Below are 25931 nucleotides of genomic sequence, written 5' to 3' on the forward strand. Positions count from 1 at the left end.
GCGACACACCGAAGGGCCCGGTTCCGTCCAGGAACCGGGCCCTTCGGCCTGCCCGGGCTGCCGCCCGTCGCCCGCCTACTCGTCGTCCTCGTCGTCGAGCCGGGCGAGCCAGGTGGCCAGGCGCTCCACGGGCACCTCGAAGTCGGGGTTGAGGTCCACGAAGGTGCGCAGCTGCTCGGCGAGCCACTCGAAGGTGATCTCCTCCTCGCCGCGCCGCTTCTCCAGCTCCTCGATACCGCGGTCGGTGAAGTACATGGGGGTTGCGTCTCCTGCGTCTGCGTTGTGCGTCACGACCAGCGTATGCAATGCGCGCGGCCGCTCCGCGCGGAAGAGCGCCTTGACTTCACCGGTCCACGATATATCGTGTTTTCCCGTGGACGCGATATGGCGCGTCGCGACCCCGTGCGGCCGAGGAGGTCTCCCATGTCCGAGTGGTCCGTCACCGAGCCCGAGAAGCTGGCCTTCGACACACCCGTGAGCGACCTCCAGGTCCGCGTCGTCAACGGCACGGTGAACGTCGTGGGCACGGACGAGGGCCCGGCCCGGCTGGAGGTGACCGACATCGAGGGCCCGCCCCTGGTGGTCACCCAGGACGGCGGCACCCTGACGGTGGGATACGAGGACCTGCCCTGGAAGGGCTTCCTCAAGTGGTTCGACAAGGGCTGGCGGCGCAGCGCGGTCGTCACCCTGACCGTCCCGGCGGGGACCCGGGTGGAGGTGGGCGTGGTCGGCGCCGGCGCGGTGGTCTCCGGCATCCGGGGCCGCACCGTGGTCAAGGGCGTCACCGGCGACACCACCCTGGTCGGCGTCTCGGGCCCGGTCCGCGCGGACACGGTCTCGGGCAACGTGGAGGCGCAGGCGGTCACCGGCGAACTGCGCTTCAACTCGGTCTCCGGGGACCTGACCGTGGTCGAGGGCTCGGGCCCCTGTGTGCACGCCGACTCGGTCAGCGGTTCCATGATCGTGGACCTGGACCCGGACGGCCCCACGGACGTCCGGCTCACCAGCGTCTCCGGCGAGATCGCCATCCGGCTGCCGCACCCCGCGGACGCGGAGGTGGAGGCCAACACGGCGAGCGGCCGGATCTCCAATGCCTTCGAGGACCTGCGGGTGCGGGGCCAGTGGGGCGCCCACAAGATCACCGGACGGCTGGGCGCGGGTACCGGCCGGCTGCGGGCGACCACGGTCTCCGGCGCGATCGCGCTGCTGCGCCGCCCGCCCCGCGAGGACGAGGAGGCCGCGTCCCCCGGTGAGTCCGCCCCGGCCGGCGGCGCGTCCGACGGCTCGCCCCAAGGGCCGACCGACGGCCCGACCGACGGCCCGACCGACAAGAAGGTGCTCTGACATGCCCCCCGTCTTCGCCCACGGGCGCCTGCGCCTGTACCTGCTCAAGCTGCTGGACGAGGCCCCGCGCCACGGCTACGAGGTGATCCGCCTGCTGGAGGAGCGCTTCCAGGGGCTGTACGCCCCCTCGGCGGGCACCGTCTATCCCCGCCTGGCCAAGCTGGAGGCCGAGGGCCTGGTCACCCACACCACCGAGGGCGGCCGCAAGGTGTACGCCATCACCGACGCGGGCCGCGCCGAACTGGCCGGCCGCAGCGGTGAACTGGCCGACCTGGAGCTGGAGATCCGTGAGTCGGTGGCGGAGCTGGCCGCGGAGATCCGGGCCGATGTGCGCGGCGCGGCGGGCGATCTGCGCCGCGAGATGCGTGCCGCAGCCTCCGAGGCCCGCGGCGCGGACTCCGCCGGGGACGACAAGGACGCCTGGCGGGTCGCCAAGGAGGAGATGCGCCGGGTCCGCCAGGAGTGGAAGGAGCAGGCCCGCCGCGCCAAGGACGAGAGCCGGCGGGCCCGCGAGGAGGCCCAGCGGGCCCGCCACCAGGCCCAGGAGGCCCAGGCCCGGGCCCGCGCCCAGGCCCAGGAGGAGATGCAGCGCATCGCCCGCCGGGTCCAGGACCACTTCACCCGGGGCGACTGGCCGACGGGCGTCCGCGAGGGCCTGACCGAACTGGCCCGGGAGATCGGCGAGTTCAGCAAGGACTGGACGGCCCCCCGCACTCCCCCCGCCCCCGCCTGGTCCAAGGAGCCCCCGACCGACGACCCGGCCCGCGACCTGGACCGCCTCCTGGACCGCTTCCGCGACGACATCCGCGACCTGGCCCGCGACCACGGCGTGACGGCGGCCCAACTGGAGGCGGCCCGGCGGCATCTGGCGACGGCGGCGGCGGACATCACGTCCGTCCTGCGCCCGCCGGCCCCCTGACCCCGGCCGGCACCGGTACCCGGAGGGCGGGCCCGGAACCGGGCCCGCCCCGCCGACGCGCGAGGACTCAGTCCGTGGTCAGTACGATCTTGCCGAACTGACCCCCGGACTCCATCCGTTCGAAGCCCTCCCGGGCCCGGTCCAGCGGCAGCACCTCGTCGATGACGGGCCGCACCCCGGTCGCGGCGCAGAAGGAGAGCAGGTCGTCCAGCTCCTCCTTGGTGCCCATCGTGGAGCCGACCACCTTCAGCTCCAGGAAGAAGATCCGGGTCAGCTCGGCGTGCGAGGGCCGGTCACCGCTGGTGGCGCCGGAGATGACGATCGTCCCGCCGGGCCGCAGCGACTTCACCGAGTGGGACCAGGTCGCCGCGCCCACGGTCTCGATCACGGCGTCCACCCGCTGCGGCAGCCGCGCCCCGGTCTCCACGGCCTCCACCGCACCGAGTTCCATGGCCCGCTTGCGCTTGGCCTCGTCCCGGCTGGTGGCGAACATCCGCAGCCCCGCCGCCTTGCCCAGCACGATCGCGGCTGTGGCGACACCGCCGCCCGCGCCCTGCACCAGGACCGAGTCCCCGGGCCGTACGCCCGCGTTGGTGAAGAGCATCCGGTACGCCGTCAGCCACGCGGTCGGCAGACAGGCGGCCTCGGCGAAGGACAGTTCTTTGGGCTTGGGCAGCACGTTGAAGGTCGGTACGGCGACCTGCTCGGCGAAGGTGCCCTGGTAGCGCTCGGTCAGGATGGAGCGCGGCTCGTCCGGGCCGACGCCGTGGCCGGTCTGGCCGATGACGGAGTGCAGGACGACCTCGTTGCCGTCCGCGTCGATCCCGGCGGCGTCGCAGCCGAGGATCATCGGCAGCCGGTCCTCCGGGAGGCCGACGCCCCGCAGGGACCAGAGGTCGTGGTGGTTGAGGGAGGCGGCGCGCACATCGATGGTGCTCCAGCCGGGGCGGGCCTCGGGAGCCGGGCGCTCCCCCAACTCGAGGCCGTCGAGCGGCTGGTCGCGGTCGATTCGGGCGGCGTAGACAGCGAACATGGAGCCGACGATAGGTGCGCCGCGCCCCGGGCGGAACCGGGCCGCGCTGTGACACATGCCCTCTTGCCCGCAGGGCACCTGTTCGGCACGCGAGCCGGGCCGGGGTGAGAGGGAGCGGGAAAAGGGGGGAGGCCCCGCCCGGACGGACGGGGCCTCCTCCACCGGCGTCAGCGCCGGGCGACACCTTCCGCGCGCGCCGCGGCGGCCACGGCCGCCGTGACGGCGGGTGCGACCCGCTCGTCGAACGGCGAGGGGATCACGTAGTCGGCGGCGAGGTCGTCGCCGACCACCGCGGCCAGCGCCTCCGCCGCCGCGATCTTCATGCCCTCGGTGATCCGGGTGGCCCGCACCTGGAGCGCGCCCGCGAAGATGCCGGGGAAGGCCAGCACGTTGTTGATCTGGTTCGGGAAGTCCGAGCGCCCGGTGGCGACGACCGCCGCGTACTTGTGCGCGACGTCGGGGTGCACCTCGGGGTTCGGGTTGGCCATCGCGAACACGAAGGCGCCCTCGGCCATGGAGGCCACGGCCTCCTCGGGCACCGTGCCGCCGGAGACGCCGATGAAGACGTCCGCGCCCTTGAGCGCGTCCTCCAGCGTGCCGCTGATCCCGGCCTTGTTGGTGAAGCCGGCCACCTCGCGCTTGACCGGGGTCAGGTCCGCGCGCTCCGCGGAGACGACGCCCTTGCGGTCCGCCACGGCGACATCGCCGATACCGGCCTCGATCAGCATCTTGGCGATGGCGACACCGGCCGCGCCGGCGCCCGAGATCACGGCGCGAAGCTGCCCGATCTCCCGGCCGCTGAGCCGCGCCGCGTTGCGCAGCGCGGCGAGCGTCACCACGGCCGTGCCGTGCTGGTCGTCGTGGAAGACCGGGATGTCGAGGCGCTCCTGGAGCCGGCGCTCGATCTCGAAGCACCGGGGTGCCGAGATGTCCTCCAGGTTCACTCCGCCGAAGGAGGGAGCGAGCCGGACGACGGTCTCCACGATCTCGTCCACGTCGGTGCAGTCGAGCGCGATCGGCACCGCGTCCACGCCGCCGAACTGCTTGAACAGGATGGCCTTGCCCTCCATCACGGGGAGGGATGCCTGGGGACCGATGTCCCCGAGTCCGAGCACGGCCGTGCCGTCGGTGACGACGGCGACCACGGAGGACTTCCATGTGTAGTCGTTGACCAGCTCCGGCTGTTCCGCGATCGCGGTGCACACGCGCGCGACGCCGGGCGTGTACGCGAGGGAAAGGTCGTCCTTGTCGCGGACCGGCACGGTGGCCTGCACGGCCATCTTGCCACCGCGGTGCAGCGCGAACACCGGATCGAAGGAATCGAGGGGCTCGGCCCCGCCGTCCTGGTCCGTACCGATGTCGCTGCGAGGATTGACGATCTCCGCTGCCACTTGTTCTACCCCTTAGGTATGCATGGTTTGAGGGTCGACCACTCCTGGTGAGGGGTGGGCGGGCACCGCGCACGGCCCGATTGCGGATACGCACGGGTCATACGCGACGGGCGCGCCGCACACGCGCCCTGAGCCCCGGATGAGGGGTGTAAAGAACCTTCTTACCGGACGGACGGCGCCCACGACGAGTCCAATAGGTGCAAGGTCACATCACGGAACCAGAAAGCCACACGGGGGTGACACGCCGCTGACGGCCGTGCCGCAACGGGCCCGGAGCACCGAGGGACTCGACGGGGCGGAAACGGATACGGAATCCGCCGGTCCGGCCGTCCGCATGATGAGACACGCCGGAGATTTTCCGGCGGCGGGACGGGATTAACGCAGATGGTCCGGCGCGCTGCGGCGCCGTGCGACCAAGGATGTACCGACCTGTTGTGGTTCGGGGGTCACCCGTTATCCGATTTTGACATATCGGCGCCCCTGAATGGCGTAGTCCGAATGGCAAGATGCCGTAAACCCGCGAGGTCGCGCCACCCAATGGTGTGTGTTCTCGTCTACCCAGCGGCAAACTGTTCGCATACGCCGGAGGAACCAACCATGACCGCAAGCTCCACGCGTCGGACGACCGCCATGCAATCCCGGCTGGCAGCGGTCGGTGCGATCGCGGTCGCGGGCGCCCTGCTGCTCACCGGCTGCGGCGACCAGACCAAGGGCAAGAGCAACGACTCCGGTGCCGGCGCCACGACCGGCGCCCCGCTCGCGAGCAAGCTCCCGCAGAGCATCCGCAGCAAGGGCCGCATCCTCGTCGGCTCGGACATCGCGTACGCCCCGGTGGAGTTCAAGGACGCCGGCGGCAAGGTCGTCGGCCTGGACCCGGACATCGCGGCCGCGCTCGGCAAGCAGCTCGGGGTGCGCCTGGAGTTCCGGAACGGCACCTTCGACGCCCTGCTCACCGGTCTGCGCTCGGGTCGCTACGACATAGCCATGTCGGCGATGACCGACAACAAGAACCGCCAGGAGGGCGTGGACCCGGACACCGGCAAGAAGGTCGGCCAGGGCGTCGACTTCGTCGACTACCTGACCGCCGGCGTCTCGATCTACACCCGCAAGGGCGACACCCAGGGCATCAACGGATGGCCGGATCTGTGCGGCAAGAAGCTCGCCGTGGAGCGCGGCACCGTCTCGGAGGACCTGGCCAAGCAGGAGGCCAAGAAGTGTCCGGGCGGCAAGAAGCTCACCATCGAGGCCTTCGACGACGACCAGCAGTCCCAGACCCGGCTGCGCTCGGGCGGCGTGGACGCGGCCTCCTCCGACTTCCCGGTGGCCGCGTACGCGGTGAAGACCTCGGGCGGCGGCAAGGACTTCCAGGTCGTCGGTGACCAGGTCGAGGCGGCGCCGTACGGCATCGCGGTCTCCAAGGACGCGACCCAGCTGCGGGACGCGCTCAAGGACGCGATGGACGCGATCATCAAGAACGGCGAGTACCAGAAGATCCTCGAGAAGTGGGGCGCCCAGGACGGCGCCGTCAAGGAATCCGTGATCAACGGCGGCAAGTGACCCGCGGCGCACCCAGCGGCCACCGAGAGGCAGCACATCCGTGACTGACATCGAGAAGACGGCCGGGGAGCAGGGCACTCCCCCGGCCGGCCATGAAGCCATCCGAGCGATACCCGTCCGGCACTACGGACGCTATGTGACCGCGGTCGTCGCCATCGCGATCCTCGTCGCGATCGTCTACGCCTTCGGCCAGGGCAAGATCAACTGGCATGCGGTACCGCAGTACTTCTTCGACCACCGGATCCTGACCGGTGTCGGCAAAACGCTTCTGCTGACCGTGCTGTCGATGCTGATCGGCATCGTGGGCGGCGTCGTCCTGGCCGTCATGCGGCTGTCGAAGAACCCGGTGACCTCGGGCATCGCCTGGTTCTACATCTGGTTCTTCCGCGGCACCCCGGTCCTGGTCCAGCTGTTCCTCTGGTTCAACCTGGGCCTGGTCTTCGAGTACATCAACCTGATGCCGCTCTACAAGGACTACTGGTCGAACTTCATGACGCCGCTGCTGACGGCGCTGCTCGGCCTGGGCCTGAACGAGGCGGCGTACATGGCCGAGATCTGCCGGGCGGGCCTGCTGGCGGTGGACGAGGGCCAGACCGAGGCGGCCCACGCGCTGGGCATGAGCCACGGCAAGACCCTGCGCCGGGTGGTCATCCCGCAGGCGATGCGGGTGATCGTGCCGCCGACCGGCAACGAGGTCATCAACATGCTGAAGACGACCTCCCTGGTGGCGGCCGTCCAGTACCCCGAGCTGTTCCGCTACGCCCAGGACATCGGCCAGAACTCCGGTGCCCCGGTGGAGATGTACTTCCTGGCCGCGGCCTGGTACCTGATCATGACCTCGGTGCTCAGCGTGGGCCAGTACTACATCGAGCGGTACTACGCCCGCGGTTCCAGCCGCAGCCTCCCGCCCACCCCGTGGCAGAAGGTCAGGGCACATCTGACGACCTTCTCCAGCAGGAAGGTCATGGCATGAGCGACAAGCCGAACAAGCAGGACTCCGCGGCCGCGGGCACCGCCCCGATGGTCAAGGCGGAGGGTGTCCACAAGTCGTTCGGGCACGTGGAGGTGCTCAAGGGCATCGACCTGGAGGTGCGGCCGGGCGAGGTGTTCTGCCTGATCGGCCCCTCGGGCTCGGGCAAGTCCACCTTCCTGCGGTGCATCAACCACCTGGAGAAGATCAACGCCGGCCGGCTGTACGTCGACGGCGAGCTGGTCGGCTACCGCCAGCGCGGCGGCAAGCTGTACGAGCTCAAGGACAGCGAAGTCGCCATGAAGCGCCGGGACATCGGCATGGTCTTCCAGCGCTTCAACCTGTTCCCGCACATGACGGCGCTGGAGAACGTCATGGAGGCGCCGGTCCAGGTCAAGGGCGTCGCCAAGAGCGAGGCACGGGAGCGGGCCGCGCAGCTGCTGGAGCGGGTGGGCCTGGCCGACAAGGCGGGCAACTACCCCTCGCAGCTCTCCGGCGGCCAGCAGCAGCGGGTGGCGATCGCCCGGGCCCTGGCGATGGACCCCAAGCTGATGCTCTTCGACGAGCCGACCTCGGCCCTGGACCCGGAGCTGGTCGGCGACGTCCTCGACGTCATGCGCGACCTGGCCGAGTCCGGCATGACGATGGTCGTCGTCACCCACGAGATGGGCTTCGCCCGGGAAGTGGGCGACAGCCTGGTCTTCATGGACGGCGGTGTGGTGGTCGAATCCGGCCATCCGCGGGACGTACTGACCGATCCGCAGCACGAGCGGACGCAGTCGTTCCTGTCGAAGGTGCTCTAGCCGGGCGAAGGAGGGGGCGGTACACCGTGCCCGCACCACCCCCTCCCCGTGGCTCACTTGACGGCGAGCAGCAGCGTGTCGGACGGCGAGCACCACACCGGGCGGGCCTCGCCGAAGCCCTGCTCCCGCAGCACCCGCGCGTGCCAGGCGGCGGAGGGCATGTCGCCGTCCGCGTGCTCGCCGTAGATCTCGTAGCGGCGGGCGGTCGGCTCGGCGAGCACCGGGTCCTTGGCGGCCAGCTGCCACCAGTCGGCCCAGTCGAGGGCGCCGTCCACCTTGGCCTGATCCATGCGGGCGTGCCGCTGGGCGCGTTCGGCCGCGTTGATCCGGGGCGTGCTCTCATCGATCATGTGGTCCGCGTTCATGAACACACCGCCGTCGCGGACGAGCCGCGCGACCTGACCGTAGAGAGCCGCGAGGGGTTCGCTGTGCAGCCAGTGCAGGGCCGTCGCGGTCAGTACGGCGTCGTACGAGTCGTACGGCAGCTTCGCGGTCCAGTCGGGGTCCTTGAGGTCGGCGGTGACGAAGGAGACCCGTCCGTCGCCTTCGAAGGTGCCGCGCGCGATGGCGAGCAGGGCCGGGTCGAGGTCCACGCCGGTGCTGGTGGCCTCGGGGAACCTGGCCAGCAGCCGGGCGGTGATGCTGCCGGTGCCGCAGGCGAGGTCGAGCACGCGCGGGGCCGTGCCGACGAGGGCCTCGACCATGTCGAGCATGATCCGGAAGCGCTCCTCCCGGTCCGGCATGTACCACTCCTGCTGCCGGTCCCAGCTCTCCTGCCAGGCCGCCCAGTCGGTTCCGGTACTCGTGGTCATGGAACCCGCCTTTCCCCTCGGTTGGGTAATACCCTGGAAGCACGATCGGCTGTTACCCGACCGCAGGTACGACGATAGAGCGCCCCTCGTAAGGACTACAAGTGGAACTGGCCTATTACTCGGATTACGCCGTACGCCTCGTCAACAGCGAGGAGCCGGCCCGGGGCAAGGATTCCCTGACCTCGGTCGAGGCCGTGCGGGACCTCTTCGGCGCCAACGCGTCCGCGGCCCGGCGCGCGACCGACGCCGACGTCACCCGCTTCCGCTCGGTGCGGGCCCGGCTGCGCTCGGTCTTCGAGGCGGCCGACGGGGGCGACGAGACGCTCGCGGTGAACCAACTGAACTCGCTCCTGCTGGAGTTCCCGGTGAGCCCGCAGATCTCCGGCCACGACCACCGCGACGAGGACGGCCGCCCGCTGTGGCACATGCACCTGGCCGACCACCCCTCCAACGCCACCGCCGGCTACGCGGCGATCGCGGCGATGGGCCTCGCCTTCCACCTCACCGAGTACGGCGTGGACCGCCTGGGCCTGTGCCAGGCGCTCCCCTGCCGCAACGCCTACCTGGACACCTCGACCAACCGCTCCCGGCGCTACTGCTCCGACCGCTGCGCGACCCGGGCCAACGTGGCCGCCTACCGCGCCCGCAAGCGCCTGGAGGCCGACCGGTCGGTGAGCAGCGGCCGCGCGGCCGAGAACGCCCAGCGCAGCAGCGCGAGCGGCGAACGCTGACCGGGACGGAGCGGTCGGTAGCGCAGCCACGCGCGGCCCAGGATCAGCTCCTCGGGCACGACGCCGTAGTCGGTACTGTCCCCGCCCGCGTAGGGGTTGTCCCCGAGCACCCACCAGCCGCCCTCGCGCCGCTCTGCGGCCCGCTTGACGACCAGCAGGTCCTGCTGGAACGGGTGCCGCAGCACCACGACGTCCCCCGCCCTGACCCCGCCCCCGTACCGCACCAGCAGCTGGTCGCCGTGCTGGAGGGTGGGCACCATGGACGGTCCCGTCACCTCGGCCAGCCCGAACGGCGCGGCGGACCTCCCCCGCTCGCTCTCCTGCGACAGCTCCGGCATTCCCGGCACCTCCCCGGTCCGTTCCTCCACCAGTCTCAGTCTCACCCTGGACTTTTGTCCTAAGCCCTAGGGGGCACTCAGGAAAACAGGTCTCTCAGGGAGTAATGTCGCACCTGAGAAGACGATCACGAGGAAGGAATGCTCCATGCTTTCCCGCCTGTTTGCCCCCAAGGTCAAGGTCAGCGCCCACTGCGACCTGCCCTGCGGCGTGTACGACCCGGCCCAGGCCCGCATCGAGGCGGAGTCGGTGAAGGCCGTCCAGGAGAAGATGGCCGGCAACGACGACCCCCACTACCAGGCGCGTGCCACCGTCATCAAGGAGCAGCGCGCGGAGCTCGCGAAGCACCACGTCTCCGTCCTCTGGAGCGACTACTTCAAGGCCCCGCACTTCGAGAAGTACCCCGAGCTGCACCAGCTGGTCAACGACACCCTGAAGGCCCTCTCGGCCGCCAAGGCGTCCACCGACCCGGCGACGGGCCAGAAGGCGCTCGACTACATCGCCCAGATCGACAAGATCTTCTGGGAGACCAAGAAGGCCTGACCCTCGGTCTTGCCGTTCGGCCTGCGATTCTTCTGTCGCCTGGTCCACTTCCCGCACCCGGCCCGCAAGCCGCCGACCCAGCACGGCGGCCGCGCGGTCCGGGTGCGGTTTTTTCGTCCGGCCCTCCCCTCGGGGGGCACCGTGAGCGGGACCTCTGCCGCCGGTACTTCGTCCTCGTCCCGGGGCGGGCTGCGTCCTCCCGGCCCGGATGTCGGTGCCCTGTGCCAAGCTGTGGCCGTGACCCTGGAGGACCTGAGGCGACTGCGGCGCGTGCGCGACCGGATGGACCGCGAGTACGCCGAACCGCTCGACATGACCGAGCTGGCCCGTGACGCCCTGATGTCCCCCGGCCACTTCCAGCGCAGCTTCCGCAAGGCCTTCGGGGAGACGCCGTACAGCTATCTCATGACCCGCCGGATCGAGCGGGCCAAGGCGCTGCTGCGCCGGGGCGACCTCACCGTGACCGAGGTGTGCCTGGCCGTGGGCTGTACGTCACTGGGTTCCTTCAGCTCCCGCTTCACCGAGCTGGTCGGCCGCACGCCGAGCGCCTACCGGGCGGACTCGCACGAACCGGCCGCGGTGATCCCGTCCTGCGTGGCCCGCACCTTCACCCGGCCACGCCGCCGGCCCTGATGATCCGTCCGGGCCGCGCGCGGCGAAGCCCGCGGCGGCTTAGCGTGAAGCCATGGATGTGAGACTCGCGCAGTGCTTCATCGCCGTCGACGACCACGACAAGGCCCTCGCCTTCTACCGTGACGTCCTCGGTCTGGAGGTCCGCAACGACGTGGGCTACGAGGGGATGCGGTGGGTGACCGTCGGCTCGCCGCACCAGCCGGACGTGGAGATCGTGCTGGAGCCGCCGGGTGCCAACCCGGACGCCTCCCCGGCCGACCGGCTGGCGCTGGCCGAACTGCTCGCCAAGGGCATGCTGCGCGGGGTCATCCTGGCCACCGACGACTGCGACGCGCTGTGGGAGCGGCTGCGCGAGTACGGCGCCGATGTGCTCCAGGAACCGACCGACCAGCCGTGGGGCGTGCGCGACTGCGCCTTCCGCGACCCGGCGGGCAATCTGCTGCGCTGCTTCCAGCGGCCGACGGCCTGACGTTCTTCAGTCTCCCGGCGAGCCGGCCGCCCAGGGCGTCACTCCCACCACGGCCCCGACGGGCAACGGGCCGTACAGATGCGGGAATTCCTCGCCCCCGGGCTCGACGGGCTCGTACCGCAGCGGCGCGTCCAGCAGCTCCGGGTCCACCTCCAGCACCACCAGGTCCGCGCGGGCGTCGTCGCCGTACAGGAAGGCGGCGACGCGCGGGAGTTGGGCGCGGGTGGAGAAGTGGATGAAGCCCTCTTCCCGGAGGGTGCGGCCGCGGGTCGACACCTCGTAGGTGCCGCGCTCGCGCGCCGCCTCCCACAGGGAGCGCTCGGTGACGTGGAGGATGCGGGACGGTTTCGGCATGGCCCCACGGTAGACGGCGGGCCCCGCACACTGTGGGGATGTGCGGAGCCCGCCCGGCCGGAGCCCCCGGGACACCGTGCGGGGTCAGGAGCCGCACGGGCCCGGGGACTCCGGGTCCTTCGGGCCGCCGGACCGGCCGGCGGCGCTGGTGGTGGCGCTCAGCTGCTGCGCCGGGTCACGAACTCGGCGAGGGCCAGCAGCCCGCCCGCGGCCTCCGGGTCCGGGATCGCCCGGGCCAGTTCCTGCATCGCGCGGGCCATCCGGTCGGCCGCCTCCGCCTGCGCCCAGTCCCGGCCGCCGGCCTGCTCCACGGCCAGCGCGGTGCGCGCGATGCCCTCGCTGTCGCCGGATACGTACGGCTTCCCGTACAGCGCGGCGAGTTCGGCCGCCGCCGGGGTGCCGGAGGCGAGCGCCGCCACCACCGGCAGGGACTTCTTGCGGGCCGCGAGATCGGCACCGGCCGGCTTGCCGGTGCGCCGCGGATCGCCCCATATCCCGATCACGTCGTCGATCAGCTGGAAGGCCAGCCCCGCCTGGCGGCCGAAGCCGTCCAGCGCGGCCGCCTCCTCGGGTCCGGCGCCCGCGTACAGCGCGCCCAGCGCGCAGGCGCAGCCCAGCAGGGCCCCGGTCTTCGCCTCGGCCATGGCGAGCACCTCGTCCAGGGTGACCTCGTCAGGGGCGCGACGCTCCATGTCGGTGTCGGTGTGCTGACCGGCGCACAGCTCCACCACGCAGTCCGCGAGCCGGGCGGCGGCCCGGCCGGCCGCCGGGTGCGGGTCCTCGGCGAGCAGCCGCAGCGCGAGCGCCTGGAGCGCGTCCCCGGCGAGGATCGCGTCGGTGTCCCCGAACACGGTCCAGGCGGTGGGCCGGTGCCTGCGGGTGGGGTCCCGGTCCATCACGTCGTCGTGCAGCAGCGTGAAGTTGTGGACCAGTTCCACCGCGGCCGCGGCCCGGACGGCCGCCGACCGGGCCGCCGGGCCGCCGAGCGCGGCGGCCGCGGCGAGCACCAGGGCCGGCCTGATCGCCTTGCCGGCGTTGCCCTCGGCGGGGGTGCCGTCCGCGTGCTCCCAGCCGAAGTGGTAGCGCGCGATCCGGCGCATGGAGTCGGGCAGTGACTCGACGGCGGCGCGCAGCTCCGGGTCCACCAGGGCCCGGGTCCGCTCCAGCAGTGCCGCCGCCTCCTGCCCGTCGAGCGGGCCGGGGCCGGTGTCCCCGCCTCCGCGCCGGTCCCCCGGTGCGCCGATGTGCGACACACCGGTGGATCGGTGTTCGGTCTCCGTCATGAAGTCGGCCATGCCTCCCCCTCGCCAGGTCCGCGGGCGCCGGCGACGCCGGCCCGGCCGGACGCGTACCCCGAGGGTGTACCCGCCCGGACGGCCGGGGACACGGCCGCGACGTGCGGAAACGTCACCTCCAGCGGCCGATCTCGACGTTCTCCAGCACACCGAGCGCGTCCGGCACCAGGACGGCGGCCGAGTAATAGGCCGTGACCAGGTATTTGATGATCGCCTGCTCGTTGATGCCCATGAAGCGGACGGACAGGCTCGGTTCGATCTCGTCCGGGATGCCGGACTGCCGCAGGCCGATGACGCCCTGGTCCTCCTCGCCCGTACGCATCGCGATGATCGAGGTGGTCCGCGCCTCGCTGATCGGGATCTTGTTGCACGGGTACAGCGGCACCCCGCGCCAGGTGGGGATGCGATTGCCGCCGATGTCGATCGTCTCCGGCACCAGCCCCCGCTTGTTCAGCTCGCGTCCGAACGCGGCGATCGCACGCGGGTGGGCGAGGAACAGCTTGGTCCCGCGGCGGCGGCTGAGCAGCTCGTCCATGTCGTCCGGACTGGGCACCCCGGCGTGCGGCTGGATCCGCTGCTCGTACTCGCAGTTGCTGAGCAGGCCGAAGTCCGGGTTGTTGATCAGCTCGTGCTCCTGGCGCTCCTTCAGCGCCTCGACCGTGAGCCGCAGCTGCTGCTCGGTCTGATTCATCGGCTGGTTGTAGAGGTCGGCCACCCGGGAGTGGATGCGCAGCACCGTCTGCGCGATGCTCAACTCGTACTCGCGCGGCCGGGGTTCGTAGTCGACGAAGGTGTGCGGGATGTCCGGCTCGCCGGAGTGGCCGGCCGCCAGCTCGACCTCCTTCTCGCCGTACTTGTTGGTGCGCTGCTCCGGGATCGAGCGCACCCGCGCGAGATGGTCCCGCAGCGCGGGCGAGCGCTGCGCGATCTCCTCGAAGTCCTGGCGGCCGAGGATCAGTACGGTCGTGGTGGTGCCGGCGCGGACCGTGTACTCCCAGATGGACTCGCCGTCCAGCAGCGCCTGGTCGCCGAAGTAGGCGCCGTCGGCGAGGACGCCGAGGACCGAGTCGTCGCCGTAGGGGCCGGTGGCGACCTTCTCGACCCGGCCGTGGGCGAGCAGGTAGACCCCGTCGTTGCGGTTGCCGAAGTCGGCGATGACCTCGCCGGGCGCGAAGACACGCTGGCGGCAGCGGCGGGCCAGTTCGGCCAGCACCTCCTCGTCCTCGAACGAACGCAGGGCCGGCAGTTCGCCGAGCTCGGCCGGGATGACCTCCACCTGATCCCCGGTCTTCACGAAGGTGATGCGACCGTCGCCGACGGCGTACGTCAGCCGCCGGTTCACCCGGTATGTGCCGCCCTGGATGTCCACCCAGGGGAGCGTGCGCAGCAGCCAGCGGGAGGTGATCTCCTGCATCTGCGGAACGGACTTGGTGGTGGTGGCCAGGTTCCGCGCTGCCGCCGTCCCGAGGGACTGCTGCGGCCTGCCCTGATCCGTGCGGACCTCATCGCCTACCGACATAGAGAAATGCCCTCCCATGTAACGCGCCGGTCGCAGTGCACCGGTCTCGCAACGAGAGTCCCATCACTCACGGTGGTGGCACCATTACCCGAAAGAAGGGGAATGGATCATCGGATTACTGGGCACCAAGGGGAGTCACGTCGGCGGCGGGGCCGCTCGGGCCCCTGTCCGCACCCCCGCTGGGCGTCGGCGCCGGGGTCGGTGACAATGACACCGTGACCAGCAGCGATCCCCTCACCCCCCGGCTCCCGTCGCCCCTGACGGAAGTCCGGGACGAGCGGTTCGAGCGACGGGGGCTGCGGCTGGTGCTCAAGCGCGACGACCTCGTCCATCCCGAGCTGATCGGCAACAAGTGGCGCAAGCTCGTGCCGAACATCGCGGCGGCGCGGGGACGCCCGCTCGTCACCTTCGGCGGCGCCTACTCCAACCACCTGCGGGCCACCGCCGCGGCCGGCCGGCTGCTCGGGCTGGACACCACCGGGGTGGTCCGCGGCCAGGAGCTGGCCGACCGGCCGCTGAACCCGTCGCTGGCCCGGTGCGTGGCGGACGGCATGCGGCTGCACTTCGTCGACCGGTCGGTCTACCGCCGCAAGGCGGAGCCGCGGACCCTGGCGGCGATCCTGCGGGCGGCCGGGGCGCGCGACGCGTACGTCGTCCCGGAGGGCGGCAGCAACGCCGAGGCCGTGCGCGGCTGCCGGGCGCTCGGGGAGGAACTGCGCGGGCACGCCGATGTGGTCGCGGTCGCCTGCGGCACCGGTGGCACGCTCGCCGGGCTCGCCGCGGGGCTGGGGCGGGGGCAGCGGGCGCTCGGGGTACCGGTACTCAAGGGCGGCTTCCTGGAGGCCGAGGTGCGGGCGTTGCAGGAACGTGCCTTCGGCGGCCGTACCGGCGACTGGTCCCTGGACGACCGCTTCAACTTCGGCGGGTACGCGCGCACGACGCCCGAACTCGACGCGTTCGCCGAGGACTTCGGGCAACGGCACGGGCTGCCCGTGGAACGTCTCTATGTCGCCAAGTTGCTGTACGGACTTGTCGCCCTCGCCGAGGAGGGCGCCTGGCCGCGCGGGACGACCCTCGCGGCCGTCGTCACCGGCCGCCCGTTCCCCGGGACCGCCTGACCCGCCGGCCGCCCGCCCGTCTCACCACCCGGCCGCCCGCCGGTGCCTAGGCGGTGTCCCGGTGGGCCGCCGCCTCCTCCAGGTCCAGGTGCCTGAGCAGGGCGCGCAGCATCTCGTCGTCGATGTGGCGGCCGTCGCGCAGCCGCACGAAGACCTCGCGCTCGGCGCTGATCATCTCGCGGGACAGCCGGCGGTAGGTGTCGTCCACGGATTCGCCGGTGAGCGGGTTGACCTGGCCGAGGCGTTCCCAGACGGCGTTGCGGCGGCGCTCCAGGACGATGCGCAGGCGGTCGGCGAGCGGCGGCGGGAGGGCGTTGCGCTCGTCGGCGAGGAGTTCGTCCAGGCGGCGTTCGGCGGCCAGCGAGGCCTGCGCCTGGGCGTTGGCCTCGGCCAGCGTCTCGGCCTGCCGGTCGCGGCCGGGGAACCTCATCAGGCGGATCAGCGGCGCGAGGGTGAGGCCCTGCACGACCAGGGTGCCGATGACGGTGGTGAAGGTCAGGAAGAGGACCATGTCGCGCTGCGGGAAGGGGGCGCCGCCGCGCACGGTCTGCGGGATGGAGAAGGCGATGGCCAGGGACACCACGCCGCGCATCCCGGCCCAGGAGACCACGACCGGCGCCCGCCAGGTGGGGTTCTCCTCGCGCTCCCGCACGCGCCGCGACAGCAGGCGCGGCAGGAAGGTCGCCGGGAAGGTCCACACGAACCGGGCCGCGACGACGACCAGGAAGACGGCGACGGCGTACCAGACGGCGTCGGCGCCGTGGGAGGCGCCGAGCCCCTTCAGGACGGGCGGCAGCTGGAGGCCGATCAGCGCGAACACGGCCGACTCCAGCAGGAAGGCGACCATCCGCCACACCGCCTCCTCCTGGAGCCGGGTGGCGAAGTCGACCTCCCAGGAGCGGTGTCCCAGGTAGACGGCGACCACGACGACGGCGAGCACCCCGGAGGCGTGCACCTGCTCGGCGACCCCGTAGGCGACGAACGGGATCAGCAGCGAGAGCGTGTTCTGGAGCAGTGCCTCGGTCAGCCGGGTGCGCAGCCAGTGGATCGGCACCATGAGCACCAGGCCGACGACGACACCGCCGACCGACGCGCGCAGGAACTCCTCGAAGCCGCCAGCCCAGGTGGAGCCCGCGCCGACGGCGGCGGCGACGGCGACCTTGTAGGCGGTGATCGCGGTGGCGTCGTTCAGCAGCGACTCGCCCTGGAGGATCGTGGTGATCCGGGACGGCAGCCCGACCCGGCGGGCGATCGCCGCGGCGGCGACCGCGTCCGTCGGTGCCACGACCGCGCCGAGCACCAGGGCGGCGGGCAGCGGCAGCCCCGGTACGACGAGATAGGCGGCCCATCCCACCAGGAAGGTCGCGAAGAGCACGTACCCGACGGACAGCAGCCCCACCGGCCGCTTCTGCGCCCTCAGGTCGAGGTAGGAGCTTTCGGTGCCCTCCTTGTAGAGCAGCGGGGGCAGCACCAGGGGCAGCACGACGTCGGGTTCGAGCGTGTAGTCGGGCATGCCGGGGACGTACGACACCGCCAGGCCCACCGCGACCAGCAGCAGCGGGGCCGGCACCGGTGTGCGCCGGGCCGTCCCCGCCACCGCGGCACTGCCCGCCACCAGCAACAGCAGCGGCATCACGTCCATGCTTCCCGCCCACCCTCTTTTTCCGCGCGGCCACCCGCACACCCGTCGTAATCTGGCAATCATGAAACAGTGCACGCACGCCGACGCGCTGCCGCACCCGGAGCCCGCACCGCTGACCGCGACCTGCCCGGAGTGCCTGGCGGACGGAACGCACCCGGTGCAGCTGCGGCTCTGCCTGACCTGCGGGCACGTCGGCTGCTGCGACTCCTCGCCGGGCCGGCACGCCACCGGGCACCACGAGAAGTCCGGTCACCCGGTGATGCGGACCTTCGAGCCGGGCGAGGACTGGCGGTGGTGCTTCGTCGACCACGTCCTGGTCTGAACCGCGGGCGGGGCCGCCGGCGCTCGGGACGGGCACCGGATCCTTGATCGTGTTCCCGTCCGGCCACCTTCTCGTGTGACACTGCATGCGGCGGCGGTTGTACGACGGTTCGGGCGTCTGACGTCTGGGTACGTCAACCCGGCGCGCGCTCATCCGATTTGGGGCCGCACACCCCCTAGACACGGAGCGTATCCACAGCTTTACTGTGAGTGACGCCAGGGGGTTGGGGTCCCCGGACGGGAACATTCGGCGCGCGATAGCGTCACCGCTTGAACCATCTACGCGTTAGCCCCGGGGGGCGACCCTCGGCCCCGTAAAGCTTGTACCACCATGGAGGTGAGGGTGTCCCAGATCGCAGGCGAACCCGCGGCGAACCAGGATTTCGTGGAGGTCCGGCTGCCGGCCGCGGGTGCCTACCTGTCGGTGCTGCGGACGGCCACGGCCGGTCTGGCGGCCCGCTTGGACTTCACCCTGGACGAGATCGAGGATCTGCGCATCGCCGTGGACGAGGCCTGCGCGATCCTGCTGCAGCAGGCCGTACCCGGCTCGGTGCTCAGCTGCGTCTTCCGGCTCGTCGACGACTCGCTGGAAGTCACCGTCTCGGCGCCGACCACGGACGGCCATGCCCCTTCGCGGGACACCTTCGCCTGGACCGTGCTGTCGGCCCTCGCGGGGAAGGTCTCGTCCGCCGTCGACGAGGACAAGACGGTGTCCATCAGCCTCTACAAACAGCGCGGCGCGGGTCCCGGGCCGGCGTGAGGGAGAACGGGGACGGTCCGGTGCGGGACGAAGAGCGCGGCACGCGGGAGCTGCCGACCGGGGACGGGGGTGCCCCCTGGTCGAGTGCGGCCGAGACGTCCGGGGAGAGCCCCCGCGACGGTTCCCGGCGCATGGCGGACGGCATCGACGGCATCCCCGAGCAGGCCAGGCCCCATCCGGAGGACCACTCCGCGCGGCCCGGCGGTGCGGACACCCCGCCGAAGGCCCGCGGCGGTGCGGGTTCCGCCGACCGCGCGGGGGCGAGGGCTCGGGGAAGGGCTACGGGCGGGACGATGAGCGAGCACGAGCGGTACGCGGACGACGACGCGCTGGGCGCCGAGGCCGCGCAGGCCGCGGCGCACGACCCGCAGGACCGCAGCGGGGCCCGGGCGATGTTCGTCGAGCTGCGCGGGCTCGACGCGGGCAGCGCGGAGTACGCGGAGCTGCGCAACCAGCTGGTCCGCATGCACCTGCCGCTCGTGGAGCACCTGGCCCGCCGCTTCCGCAACCGCGGCGAGCCGCTGGACGACCTCACCCAGGTCGCCACCATCGGGCTGATCAAGTCCGTGGACCGGTTCGACCCGGAGCGGGGCGTGGAGTTCTCCACGTACGCCACCCCGACCGTCGTCGGCGAGATCAAGCGGCACTTCCGGGACAAGGGCTGGGCGGTACGCGTGCCGCGCCGGCTCCAGGAGCTGCGGCTTTCGCTGACCACGGCGACGGCCGAGCTGTCCCAGCTGCACGGCCGCTCCCCCACGGTGCACGAGCTGGCCGAGAAGCTGGCCATCTCCGAGGAGGAGGTCCTGGAGGGCCTGGAGTCCGCGAACGCGTACTCCACGCTGTCCCTGGACGTCCCCGACACCGACGACGAGTCCCCGGCGGTCGCCGACACGCTCGGCGCGGAGGACGAGGCGCTGGAGGGCGTCGAGTACCGCGAGTCCCTCAAGCCGCTGCTGGAGGACCTGCCGCCGCGGGAGAAGCGGATCCTGCTGCTGCGCTTCTTCGGGAACATGACCCAGTCGCAGATCGCGCAGGAGGTCGGGATCTCCCAGATGCACGTCTCCCGGCTGCTGGCGCGCACGCTGGCGCAGCTGCGGGAGAAGCTGCTGGTGGAGGAGTAGAGCGCCTGCCCTACTCGGCGCGGCCCGGTCCCTTGATGCCGAGGGCCTGGGTCGTCTCCCGGTTGACGAGGAGCACGAGCGCGGCCACGGCTACCGCCGCGAGCGCGATGCCCGCGGGCACGGCCATGCTGTCGGCCTTCAGCAGGTTGTAGGCCACGGGGAGGGCGATCAGCTGCGTGATCACGGCGGGGCCCCGGCTCCAGCCGCGGCGCAGCAGCAGTCCGCGGGCGGCGAGCAGCGGCAGCAGCGCGAGCACGGCCAGGGTGATGCCCAGGGTCACCGCCTGCTGCCGGTCGTCCGGCGAGCCGGTGAAGCCGAGTACCAGCACCCACAGGCCGCCGGCGAGCAGGGCGACACCCTCCACGGCGGCGAGGACGGCGGCGTACGTCAGCCGGCGGGGCCGGGTGCCGGCGCCCTCGGCGGTCTCCTGCGGGGAAGTCTGCTCACTGCTCACCCCAGCAGGGTAGCCGCCGGCGGGTCGCGGACGGGGGCGGGGACACTCGCCGCCCACACGCCGCGGACCCGGCCGCGCCCGCGCCACGTCCGGTTTCCCCACGACCCCAGTGCCACGCGGTACGTGTCCAGGGTCACGCCCCCGCCTCTTACCCGTTCCACACCTCGGGCTGGGGTGAGTACCACCCAGTAGGTACCCTGCCTTGCATGCGTGCTCTTCTCGTGGTCAATCCGGCGGCTACCACCACAAGCGCACGCAGGCGTGACGTGCTGATCCACGCGCTCGCCAGCGAGATGAAGCTGGAGGCGGTGACCACCGAGTACCGGGGACACGCACGGGACCTGGGACGGCAGGCCGCGGAGAGCGACGACATCGACATGGTCGTGGCGCTCGGCGGCGACGGCACCGTCAACGAGGTGGTCAACGGGCTGCTGCACGCCGGCCCCGACCCCGGCCGGCTGCCCGGACTCGCCGTCGTGCCCGGCGGCTCCACCAATGTCTTCGCCCGCGCGCTCGGGCTGCCCAACGATCCCGTGGAGGCCACCGGCGCCCTGCTGGACGCCCTGCGCGAAGGCCGGGAGCGGGTGGTGGGCCTCGGTCTGACCTCGGGGCCGCCCGGCTCCGAGGACGAGGGCGTGCCGAGCCGCTGGTTCACCTTCAACGCGGGGCTGGGCTTCGACGCGGGCGTCGTCGGCCGGGTCGAGCAGCAGCGCGAGCGCGGCAAGAAGTCGACGCACGCCCTGTACGTCCGCCAGGTGCTCCGGCAGTTCCTCGGCGAGGCCAACCGCCGCCGCGGCACGATCACCTTGGAGCGGCCCGGCGAGGACCCGATCGAGGACCTGGTTGTCGCCATAGTCTCGAACACGTCCCCTTGGACGTATCTCGGCAATCGCCCGATGTACACGTCGCCTAAGGCCTCGTTCGACACGGGCATCGACGTGCTCGGCCTGAGCCGCCTGTCGACGGCCGCGGTTGCCCGGTATGGCACCCAGTTGCTCACTTCGTCCCCCGAGCGCGGACCCCATGGCAGGCATGCGGTCTCGCTCCATGATCTGGACCGCTTCACCTTGCATTCGAAGGCTCCCCTCCCCCTCCAGATGGACGGTGACCACCTGGGGCTGCGCAGAAGCGTGACGTTCACAGGCGTACGCCGCGCACTGCGTGTGATTGTGTGAGTGGAAGAGGCGAAAGTCCTTTCACTCGAACGTTTAGGCCAGGGTCCACCCCATGGAAGTACGGCTGTGACCCAGTCGACACCGAGGAATCAAAAAAAACTTTCCGGAAGGGGTTGTATCCGCCGCTGAGGTTTGCGAGTCTCTACGTGGCGATCGGGACGGCCCGCAACACCGGCCTCCACTGATCACCGGAACCCCTCTTCATACCAAGGACCACGCCGGGGAAGACCCGGCGGTCGGCCCTTCACTTGTCGAGGGATTCGTGAAAGCGTTCACATTCACAAGCAACTTGCACGTAATACCAAGGAGAGGTAGCAGCCATGGACTGGCGTCACAACGCCGTTTGCCGCGAGGAAGACCCCGAGCTCTTCTTCCCCATCGGCAACACCGGTCCCGCGCTGCTGCAGATCGAGGAAGCCAAGGCCGTCTGCCGCCGCTGCCCGGTGATCGAGCAGTGTCTGCAGTGGGCGCTTGAGTCCGGCCAGGACTCCGGCGTCTGGGGTGGCCTCAGCGAGGACGAGCGTCGCGCGATGAAGCGCCGTGCCGCCCGCAACCGGGCCCGTCAGGCCTCCGCCTGACACACCCACCCCAGGTGACAGCCTGAGCTTGGCGGCGCGTACATCGCGTACGCATCTCCCGCCCCGAGCCGCAGCGCGCAGGACCCCCCGATGCCGCCAGCGAACAGCAGCGCAGCAACGAGCACAAGCCCCGGACCAACGACGGTCCGGGGCTTTCTGCTGTGTCCACCGCCGCGCTCCCCCGGCGCCCAAAGGCCCGTCGACCGGGACGCGCGTACTACTTCGCCGCGCGCACCGGGATGTCCAGCAGCACCCTGGTCCCCCGCTCCGGCGCCGGGACCATGTCGAAGGTGCCGCCCAACTCGCCCTCCACCAGGGTCCGTACGATCTGCAGCCCCAGGTTCCCCGAGCGGTGCGGGTCGAAGCCCTCGGGCAGTCCGACGCCGTCGTCCTGCACCGTGACCAGCAGGCGGGCCTCCTTGGTCGTACCGCCGCGCACCGCCGAGACCTCCACCGTGCCGGTCTCGCCCTCGCCGAAGCCGTGCTCCAGGGCGTTCTGCAGCACCTCGGTGAGGACCATGGACAGCGGGGTGGCCACCTCGGCGTCGAGTATCCCGAACCGCCCGCTGCGCCGGCCGGTCACCTTGCCCGGCGAGATCTCGGCGACCATCGCGAGCACCCGGTCGGCGATGTCGTCGAACTCCACCCGCTCGTCCAGGTTCTGGGACAGCGTCTCGTGCACGATGGCGATGGAGCCGACCCGGCGCACCGCCTCCTCCAGGGCCGCGCGGCCGCGCTCGGAGTCGATGCGCCGCGCCTGGAGCCGCAGCAGCGCGGCCACCGTCTGGAGGTTGTTCTTCACCCGGTGGTGGATCTCCCGGATGGTGGCGTCCTTGGTGATCAACTCGCGCTCGCGCCGCCGCAGTTCGGTGACGTCCCGGCAGAGCACCAGCGCCCCGATCCGGGACCCCTTGGGCTTGAGTGGAATGGAGCGGAACTGGATCACGCCGTCCGCCGACTCGATCTCGAACTCGCGCGGCGCCCAGCCGCTGGCCACCTTCGCCAGCGCCTCGTCCACCGGGCCCCGGGTGGGGGCCAGCTCGGCGGTGGTCTGCCCGAGGTGGTGCCCGACCAGGTCCGCGGCGAGGCCGAGTCGGTGGTAGGCGGACAGGGCGTTCGGCGAGGCGTACTGGACGATGCCGTCGGCGTCCAGCCGGATCAGGCCGTCGCCGACGCGCGGGGAGGCGTCCATGTCGACCTGCTGGCCGGGGAAGGGGAAGGAGCCGGCCGCGATCATCTGGGCGAGGTCGGAGGCGCTCTGGAGGTAGGTCAGCTCCAGCCGGCTCGGGGTGCGCACGGTGAGCAGGTTGGTGTTGCGGGCGATCACGCCGAGGACCCGGCCCTCGCGCCGCACGGGGATGGACTCCACCCGTACGGGGACCTCTTCACGCCACTCCGGGTCGCCCTCGCGCACGATCCGGCCCTCGTCCAGGGCCGCGTCCAGCATGGGCCGGCGGCCGCGCGGCACCAGGTGGCCGACCATGTCGTCCTGGTAGGAGGTGGGGCCGGTGTTGGGGCGCATCTGGGCGACCGAGACGTACCGGGTGCCGTCCCGGGTGGGGACCCAGAGCACCAGGTCGGCGAAGGAGAGATCGGACAGCAGCTGCCACTCCGAGACCAGCAGGTGCAGCCACTCCAGGTCGGAGTCGTCGAGGGCGGTGTGCTGGCGGACCAGCTCGTTCATGGAGGGCACCCTGCGAGCGTACCGGGGCTCCTGATCAGGCCGGAAAACACCCGCGGGCCGCGGCGCCTGGAAGGGACCCTCAACCCTCCCGGCACCGCAGCCCGGAGCATCATCGGCCGCGGGGTGTGCGGTCCCGGCCGGCCGAAGGCCGAGGAGCCGGAGCAGTCAGGGCAGAGAGCACCGGTTCCTCGATCCGCCTTCCTGTGCGGGGAAGACGGAGGCTTGTCCTCTTCGAGCGTCGAACCACCGGTTCGAACGGTTCGAACAGTTCTCTTCGATTGTGGACTAGACCATGGGGCATGTCCATGCCCCCGCGGGCACGCACGGCGCCGTCCGGCGGCCGTCCGCACCCTGGCACTGGATGCCACGCGCAGCCTAGCCCGCCCGGGTCGGCCGTGGGGACAGAAGGCGACGGCAATTTCCGCGACCCGCGCCGGGAGTCATCGGCAGCGTGGGCCCATTCTGTTAGATTGGTCTAAACCACATAGACGCACCGAGCCCTCTCCAGAACGGCAGGCCCACGTGGAAGTTGTCATCGTTCCGGACGCCGCGGCGGGTGGCGAGCTGATCGCCGAGGCCATGGCACAGCTGCTGCGACGCAAGCCCGACGCCCTGCTCGGCGTCGCCACCGGCTCCACTCCGCTCCCCGTCTACCAGGCGCTCGCCGCCAAGGTGCGGGCCGGCGCCGTGGACACCTCGCGGGCCCGCATAGCCCAGCTCGACGAGTACGTGGGGCTGCCCGCCGACCACCCCGAGTCCTACCGCTCGGTGCTGCGCCGGGAGGTGCTGGAGCCGCTCGGCATCGGCATGGACGCCTTCCTCGGCCCCGACGGCACGGCCGAGGACATCCAGGCGGCGTGCGAGGCGTACGACCGCACGCTCGCCGCGGCCGGCGGGGTGGACCTCCAGCTCCTCGGGATCGGCACCGACGGGCACATCGGCTTCAACGAGCCCTGCTCCTCGCTCGCCTCCCGCACCCGGATCAAGACCCTGACCGAGCAGACCCGCGTCGACAACGCGCGCTTCTTCGAGGGCGACATCGAGCAGGTCCCGCACCACGTCGTGACCCAGGGCATCGGCACCATCCTGGAGGCCCGCCACCTGGTGCTGCTGGCGACCGGCGAGGGCAAGGCGGACGCGGTCGCGGCGACCGTGGAGGGCCCGGTCGCGGCCGTCTGCCCGGCCTCCGCGCTCCAGCTGCACCCGCACGCCACGGTGGTGGTGGACGAGGCGGCCGCCGCCAAGCTGAAGCTGGCCGACTACTTCCGCCACACGTACCGCAACAAGCCGGAGTGGCAGGGGATCTAGCCCGCGGCAGGGGCGGCGACCGCACCCGTCGCCCCTGTTGGACTAGACCAGCCATGGTCGCGACGGTATACAGAGGGGATCACGGAGCGTGCGGGTGGAGTCCTGACACAGCAAGCCGTGCCACGATGTGAGCCGTGGCCGATGGGATGTCGGTCGCTTTCGGCGTCCGGAGCCGGGAAGGCAGAGCATGAGCACCGATGTCAGCAGTGCGGAGAACGAGGCCGGCACGACCGTCCGTACCGCGCGCGTGCCGAAGTACTACCGTCTGAAGAAGCACCTGCTCGACATGACGGAGACGCAGGCACCGGGCACGCCGGTCCCGCCGGAGCGCACGCTGGCCGCGGAGTTCGACACGTCCCGCACCACGGTCCGCCAGGCACTGCAGGAGCTGGTCGTGGAGGGCCGCCTGGAGCGCATCCAGGGCAAGGGCACCTTCGTCGCCAAGCCCAAGGTCTCCCAGGCGCTCCAGCTCACCTCCTACACCGAGGACATGCGCGCCCAGGGCCTGGAGCCGACCTCGCAGCTGCTGGACATCGGCTACATCACCGCCGACGACCGGCTCGCCGGGCTGCTGGACATCGCCGCCGGGGGGCGCGTGCTGCGCATCGAGCGGCTGCGCATGGCCAACGGCGAGCCCATGGCGATAGAGACCACGCACCTGTCCGCCAAGCGCTTCCCCGCGCTGCGCCGCTCGCTGGTCAAGTACACGTCCCTCTACACCGCGCTCGCCGAGGTGTACGACGTCCATCTCGCCGAGGCCGAGGAGACCATCGAGACCTCCCTGGCCACCCCGCGCGAGGCGAGCCTGCTGGGCACCGACGTGGGCCTGCCGATGCTGATGCTCTCCCGGCACTCCGTGGACCGCTCGGGCCGGCCGGTGGAGTGGGTGCGCTCGGTCTACCGGGGCGACCGGTACAAGTTCGTCGCCCGTCTCAAGCGGCCCCTGGACTAGTCCGGGACCCCGCCTTCGCCGAATCGATATACCGACCTGCGGACAGGGTCTTCCTCTGCCCGGACACCGTCACCTAGATTGCCTGCGCATTACACAGGTGATCAGCGAG

The 25931-nt window shown here is 71.5% G+C and carries 28 protein-coding genes; 17 read left to right on the forward strand and 11 right to left on the reverse strand.

The genetic code is table 11. The features are described from left to right. Window positions 1-75: 75 nt before the first annotated feature. On the reverse strand, window positions 76-255 hold the full coding sequence (locus HZZ00_RS30820; protein WP_028420339.1) for a DUF6104 family protein: 180 nt from the start codon (window positions 253-255) through the stop codon (window positions 76-78). Window positions 256-423: 168 nt separating this feature from the next. On the opposite strand from HZZ00_RS30820, the gene HZZ00_RS30825 reads away from it, so the two are divergent. Together HZZ00_RS30825 and HZZ00_RS30830 are read left to right on the forward strand one after the other, a co-directional pair. After that, window positions 424-1344 carry a DUF4097 family beta strand repeat-containing protein gene (locus HZZ00_RS30825; protein WP_180329470.1) on the forward strand — a complete coding sequence of 307 codons (921 nt, stop codon included), beginning with the start codon at window positions 424-426 and terminating at the stop codon, window positions 1342-1344. Window position 1345: 1 nt separating this feature from the next. After that, entirely contained in the window at window positions 1346-2263 is a 918-nt protein-coding gene (locus HZZ00_RS30830; protein WP_180329471.1) for a PadR family transcriptional regulator, read from the forward strand. A gap of 67 nt (window positions 2264-2330) precedes the next feature. On the opposite strand, the gene HZZ00_RS30835 is transcribed toward HZZ00_RS30830, so the two are convergent. Together HZZ00_RS30835 and HZZ00_RS30840 are read right to left on the reverse strand one after the other, a co-directional pair. Then, window positions 2331-3296 carry a zinc-binding dehydrogenase gene (locus HZZ00_RS30835; protein WP_180329472.1) on the reverse strand — a complete coding sequence of 322 codons (966 nt, stop codon included), beginning with the start codon at window positions 3294-3296 and terminating at the stop codon, window positions 2331-2333. A 167-nt stretch (window positions 3297-3463) separates the two neighbouring features. Then, window positions 3464-4687 (reverse strand): NADP-dependent malic enzyme, encoded by a 1224-nt coding sequence (locus HZZ00_RS30840; protein ID WP_180329473.1) that lies wholly within the window; start codon window positions 4685-4687, stop codon window positions 3464-3466. A gap of 597 nt (window positions 4688-5284) precedes the next feature. Between HZZ00_RS30840 and HZZ00_RS30845 the strand changes: the two genes are divergently transcribed. From HZZ00_RS30845 to HZZ00_RS30855, 3 genes are read left to right on the forward strand one after another with little or no spacing between them, the layout of a single operon-like run. After that, window positions 5285-6244, forward strand: a complete 960-nt coding sequence (locus HZZ00_RS30845) for an ABC transporter substrate-binding protein (RefSeq protein ID WP_180329474.1) — start codon at window positions 5285-5287, stop codon at window positions 6242-6244. A 40-nt stretch (window positions 6245-6284) separates the two neighbouring features. After that, complete coding sequence (locus HZZ00_RS30850) at window positions 6285-7217, forward strand: amino acid ABC transporter permease (RefSeq protein ID WP_180329475.1); 933 nt, start codon at window positions 6285-6287, stop codon at window positions 7215-7217. After that, complete coding sequence (locus HZZ00_RS30855) at window positions 7214-8017, forward strand: amino acid ABC transporter ATP-binding protein (protein ID WP_306856134.1); 804 nt, start codon at window positions 7214-7216, stop codon at window positions 8015-8017. The genes HZZ00_RS30850 and HZZ00_RS30855 overlap by 4 nt, the downstream gene beginning before the upstream one ends. Before the next feature lie 53 nt (window positions 8018-8070). Here the strand turns inward: HZZ00_RS30855 and HZZ00_RS30860 are convergent, their stop codons facing one another. Further along, window positions 8071-8829, reverse strand: a complete 759-nt coding sequence (locus HZZ00_RS30860; RefSeq protein ID WP_180329476.1) for a trans-aconitate 2-methyltransferase — start codon at window positions 8827-8829, stop codon at window positions 8071-8073. 101 nt (window positions 8830-8930) lie between these two features. On the opposite strand from HZZ00_RS30860, the gene HZZ00_RS30865 reads away from it, so the two are divergent. Then, complete coding sequence (locus HZZ00_RS30865; RefSeq protein ID WP_070026779.1) at window positions 8931-9560, forward strand: ABATE domain-containing protein; 630 nt, start codon at window positions 8931-8933, stop codon at window positions 9558-9560. On the opposite strand, the gene sodX is transcribed toward HZZ00_RS30865, so the two are convergent. Then, window positions 9464-9898, reverse strand: coding sequence for a nickel-type superoxide dismutase maturation protease (sodX, locus tag HZZ00_RS30870; RefSeq protein ID WP_180333773.1), 435 nt, complete (start codon window positions 9896-9898; stop codon window positions 9464-9466). The genes HZZ00_RS30865 and sodX overlap by 97 nt on opposite strands. Before the next feature lie 145 nt (window positions 9899-10043). Here sodX and sodN point away from each other — a divergent pair, with 145 nt between their 5' ends. The 3 genes from sodN to HZZ00_RS30885 all read left to right on the forward strand — a co-directional run bounded on the left by sodN (window position 10044) and on the right by HZZ00_RS30885 (window position 11541). Continuing rightward, the gene (gene sodN / locus HZZ00_RS30875) at window positions 10044-10439 is read left to right on the forward strand and encodes a superoxide dismutase, Ni (RefSeq protein ID WP_064535234.1); all 396 of its coding nucleotides are present in this window, start codon (window positions 10044-10046) and stop codon (window positions 10437-10439) included. Between the two features lie 282 nt (window positions 10440-10721). Continuing rightward, window positions 10722-11072: a helix-turn-helix transcriptional regulator gene (locus tag HZZ00_RS30880; protein ID WP_374028570.1), complete on the forward strand. Its 351-nt coding sequence runs from the start codon at window positions 10722-10724 to the stop codon at window positions 11070-11072. A gap of 52 nt (window positions 11073-11124) precedes the next feature. Beyond that, the gene (locus tag HZZ00_RS30885; RefSeq protein ID WP_180329478.1) at window positions 11125-11541 is read left to right on the forward strand and encodes a VOC family protein; all 417 of its coding nucleotides are present in this window, start codon (window positions 11125-11127) and stop codon (window positions 11539-11541) included. Between the two features lie 6 nt (window positions 11542-11547). On the opposite strand, the gene HZZ00_RS30890 is transcribed toward HZZ00_RS30885, so the two are convergent. From HZZ00_RS30890 to HZZ00_RS30900, 3 genes are all read right to left on the reverse strand, one after another. Further along, complete coding sequence (locus HZZ00_RS30890) at window positions 11548-11895, reverse strand: DUF952 domain-containing protein (protein ID WP_180329479.1); 348 nt, start codon at window positions 11893-11895, stop codon at window positions 11548-11550. A 158-nt stretch (window positions 11896-12053) separates the two neighbouring features. Next, window positions 12054-13190: a family 2 encapsulin nanocompartment cargo protein polyprenyl transferase gene (locus HZZ00_RS30895; protein WP_180329480.1), complete on the reverse strand. Its 1137-nt coding sequence runs from the start codon at window positions 13188-13190 to the stop codon at window positions 12054-12056. A 112-nt stretch (window positions 13191-13302) separates the two neighbouring features. After that, window positions 13303-14709 (reverse strand): family 2B encapsulin nanocompartment shell protein, encoded by a 1407-nt coding sequence (locus tag HZZ00_RS30900; protein ID WP_180329481.1) that lies wholly within the window; start codon window positions 14707-14709, stop codon window positions 13303-13305. Between the two features lie 215 nt (window positions 14710-14924). Here HZZ00_RS30900 and HZZ00_RS30905 point away from each other — a divergent pair, with 215 nt between their 5' ends. Beyond that, window positions 14925-15827, forward strand: a complete 903-nt coding sequence (locus HZZ00_RS30905; protein ID WP_180329482.1) for a 1-aminocyclopropane-1-carboxylate deaminase/D-cysteine desulfhydrase — start codon at window positions 14925-14927, stop codon at window positions 15825-15827. 46 nt (window positions 15828-15873) lie between these two features. Here the strand turns inward: HZZ00_RS30905 and HZZ00_RS30910 are convergent, their stop codons facing one another. Further along, window positions 15874-17469 (reverse strand): Na+/H+ antiporter, encoded by a 1596-nt coding sequence (locus tag HZZ00_RS30910; RefSeq protein ID WP_180329483.1) that lies wholly within the window; start codon window positions 17467-17469, stop codon window positions 15874-15876. Window positions 17470-17530: 61 nt separating this feature from the next. Here HZZ00_RS30910 and HZZ00_RS30915 point away from each other — a divergent pair, with 61 nt between their 5' ends. The 3 genes from HZZ00_RS30915 (at window position 17531) to HZZ00_RS30925 (ending at window position 19671) form a co-directional block, all read left to right on the forward strand. Continuing rightward, on the forward strand, window positions 17531-17791 hold the full coding sequence (locus HZZ00_RS30915) for a UBP-type zinc finger domain-containing protein (RefSeq protein WP_180329484.1): 261 nt from the start codon (window positions 17531-17533) through the stop codon (window positions 17789-17791). Between the two features lie 342 nt (window positions 17792-18133). Next, the gene (locus HZZ00_RS30920; protein ID WP_009190566.1) at window positions 18134-18550 is read left to right on the forward strand and encodes an anti-sigma regulatory factor; all 417 of its coding nucleotides are present in this window, start codon (window positions 18134-18136) and stop codon (window positions 18548-18550) included. A 20-nt stretch (window positions 18551-18570) separates the two neighbouring features. Beyond that, complete coding sequence (locus tag HZZ00_RS30925; protein WP_180329485.1) at window positions 18571-19671, forward strand: RNA polymerase sigma factor SigF; 1101 nt, start codon at window positions 18571-18573, stop codon at window positions 19669-19671. A gap of 10 nt (window positions 19672-19681) precedes the next feature. Here the strand turns inward: HZZ00_RS30925 and HZZ00_RS30930 are convergent, their stop codons facing one another. Then, a complete protein-coding gene (locus tag HZZ00_RS30930) occupies window positions 19682-20125 on the reverse strand; it encodes a hypothetical protein (protein ID WP_180329486.1) in 444 nt (147 codons plus the stop codon). Window positions 20126-20331: 206 nt separating this feature from the next. Here HZZ00_RS30930 and HZZ00_RS30935 point away from each other — a divergent pair, with 206 nt between their 5' ends. Together HZZ00_RS30935 and HZZ00_RS30940 are read left to right on the forward strand one after the other, a co-directional pair. Continuing rightward, window positions 20332-21300 (forward strand): diacylglycerol kinase family protein, encoded by a 969-nt coding sequence (locus HZZ00_RS30935; RefSeq protein WP_180329487.1) that lies wholly within the window; start codon window positions 20332-20334, stop codon window positions 21298-21300. Between the two features lie 320 nt (window positions 21301-21620). Continuing rightward, complete coding sequence (locus HZZ00_RS30940) at window positions 21621-21878, forward strand: WhiB family transcriptional regulator (protein WP_003992873.1); 258 nt, start codon at window positions 21621-21623, stop codon at window positions 21876-21878. Window positions 21879-22095: 217 nt separating this feature from the next. On the opposite strand, the gene HZZ00_RS30945 is transcribed toward HZZ00_RS30940, so the two are convergent. Then, window positions 22096-23562 (reverse strand): sensor histidine kinase, encoded by a 1467-nt coding sequence (locus HZZ00_RS30945; protein ID WP_180329488.1) that lies wholly within the window; start codon window positions 23560-23562, stop codon window positions 22096-22098. A 522-nt stretch (window positions 23563-24084) separates the two neighbouring features. Here HZZ00_RS30945 and nagB point away from each other — a divergent pair. Together nagB and HZZ00_RS30955 are read left to right on the forward strand one after the other, a co-directional pair. Then, window positions 24085-24870 (forward strand): glucosamine-6-phosphate deaminase, encoded by a 786-nt coding sequence (gene nagB / locus HZZ00_RS30950; protein ID WP_180329489.1) that lies wholly within the window; start codon window positions 24085-24087, stop codon window positions 24868-24870. A gap of 187 nt (window positions 24871-25057) precedes the next feature. Further along, window positions 25058-25822 (forward strand): GntR family transcriptional regulator, encoded by a 765-nt coding sequence (locus HZZ00_RS30955; RefSeq protein WP_070026804.1) that lies wholly within the window; start codon window positions 25058-25060, stop codon window positions 25820-25822. The last annotated feature ends 109 nt before the right edge of the window (window positions 25823-25931 follow it).

Origin of the sequence: Streptomyces sp. NEAU-sy36 (assembly GCF_013423905.1) — a bacterium.
GTDB lineage: Bacteria > Actinomycetota > Actinomycetes > Streptomycetales > Streptomycetaceae > Streptomyces > Streptomyces misionensis.

Bases quoted from the DNA above. Each gene is read 5' to 3' on its own strand.
- HZZ00_RS30825 (WP_180329470.1), top strand. From the start codon at position 424: ATGTCCGAGTGGTCCGTCACCGAGCCCGAGAAGCTGGCCTTCGACACA.
- HZZ00_RS30890 (WP_180329479.1), bottom strand. From the start codon at position 11,895: ATGCCGAAACCGTCCCGCATCCTCCACGTCACCGAGCGCTCCCTGTGG.
- HZZ00_RS30845 (WP_180329474.1), top strand. From the start codon at position 5,285: ATGACCGCAAGCTCCACGCGTCGGACGACCGCCATGCAATCCCGGCTG.
- HZZ00_RS30935 (WP_180329487.1), top strand. From the start codon at position 20,332: ATGCGTGCTCTTCTCGTGGTCAATCCGGCGGCTACCACCACAAGCGCA.
- HZZ00_RS30945 (WP_180329488.1), bottom strand. From the start codon at position 23,562: ATGAACGAGCTGGTCCGCCAGCACACCGCCCTCGACGACTCCGACCTG.
- HZZ00_RS30955 (WP_070026804.1), top strand. From the start codon at position 25,058: ATGAGCACCGATGTCAGCAGTGCGGAGAACGAGGCCGGCACGACCGTC.
- HZZ00_RS30830 (WP_180329471.1), top strand. From the start codon at position 1,346: ATGCCCCCCGTCTTCGCCCACGGGCGCCTGCGCCTGTACCTGCTCAAG.
- HZZ00_RS30885 (WP_180329478.1), top strand. From the start codon at position 11,125: ATGGATGTGAGACTCGCGCAGTGCTTCATCGCCGTCGACGACCACGAC.
- sodN (WP_064535234.1), top strand. From the start codon at position 10,044: ATGCTTTCCCGCCTGTTTGCCCCCAAGGTCAAGGTCAGCGCCCACTGC.
- HZZ00_RS30860 (WP_180329476.1), bottom strand. From the start codon at position 8,829: ATGACCACGAGTACCGGAACCGACTGGGCGGCCTGGCAGGAGAGCTGG.
- HZZ00_RS30915 (WP_180329484.1), top strand. From the start codon at position 17,531: ATGAAACAGTGCACGCACGCCGACGCGCTGCCGCACCCGGAGCCCGCA.
- sodX (WP_180333773.1), bottom strand. From the start codon at position 9,898: ATGCCGGAGCTGTCGCAGGAGAGCGAGCGGGGGAGGTCCGCCGCGCCG.
- HZZ00_RS30820 (WP_028420339.1), bottom strand. From the start codon at position 255: ATGTACTTCACCGACCGCGGTATCGAGGAGCTGGAGAAGCGGCGCGGC.
- HZZ00_RS30940 (WP_003992873.1), top strand. From the start codon at position 21,621: ATGGACTGGCGTCACAACGCCGTTTGCCGCGAGGAAGACCCCGAGCTC.
- HZZ00_RS30835 (WP_180329472.1), bottom strand. From the start codon at position 3,296: ATGTTCGCTGTCTACGCCGCCCGAATCGACCGCGACCAGCCGCTCGAC.
- HZZ00_RS30880 (WP_374028570.1), top strand. From the start codon at position 10,722: ATGGACCGCGAGTACGCCGAACCGCTCGACATGACCGAGCTGGCCCGT.
- HZZ00_RS30895 (WP_180329480.1), bottom strand. From the start codon at position 13,190: ATGGCCGACTTCATGACGGAGACCGAACACCGATCCACCGGTGTGTCG.
- HZZ00_RS30900 (WP_180329481.1), bottom strand. From the start codon at position 14,709: ATGTCGGTAGGCGATGAGGTCCGCACGGATCAGGGCAGGCCGCAGCAG.
- HZZ00_RS30910 (WP_180329483.1), bottom strand. From the start codon at position 17,469: ATGGACGTGATGCCGCTGCTGTTGCTGGTGGCGGGCAGTGCCGCGGTG.
- HZZ00_RS30855 (WP_306856134.1), top strand. From the start codon at position 7,214: ATGAGCGACAAGCCGAACAAGCAGGACTCCGCGGCCGCGGGCACCGCC.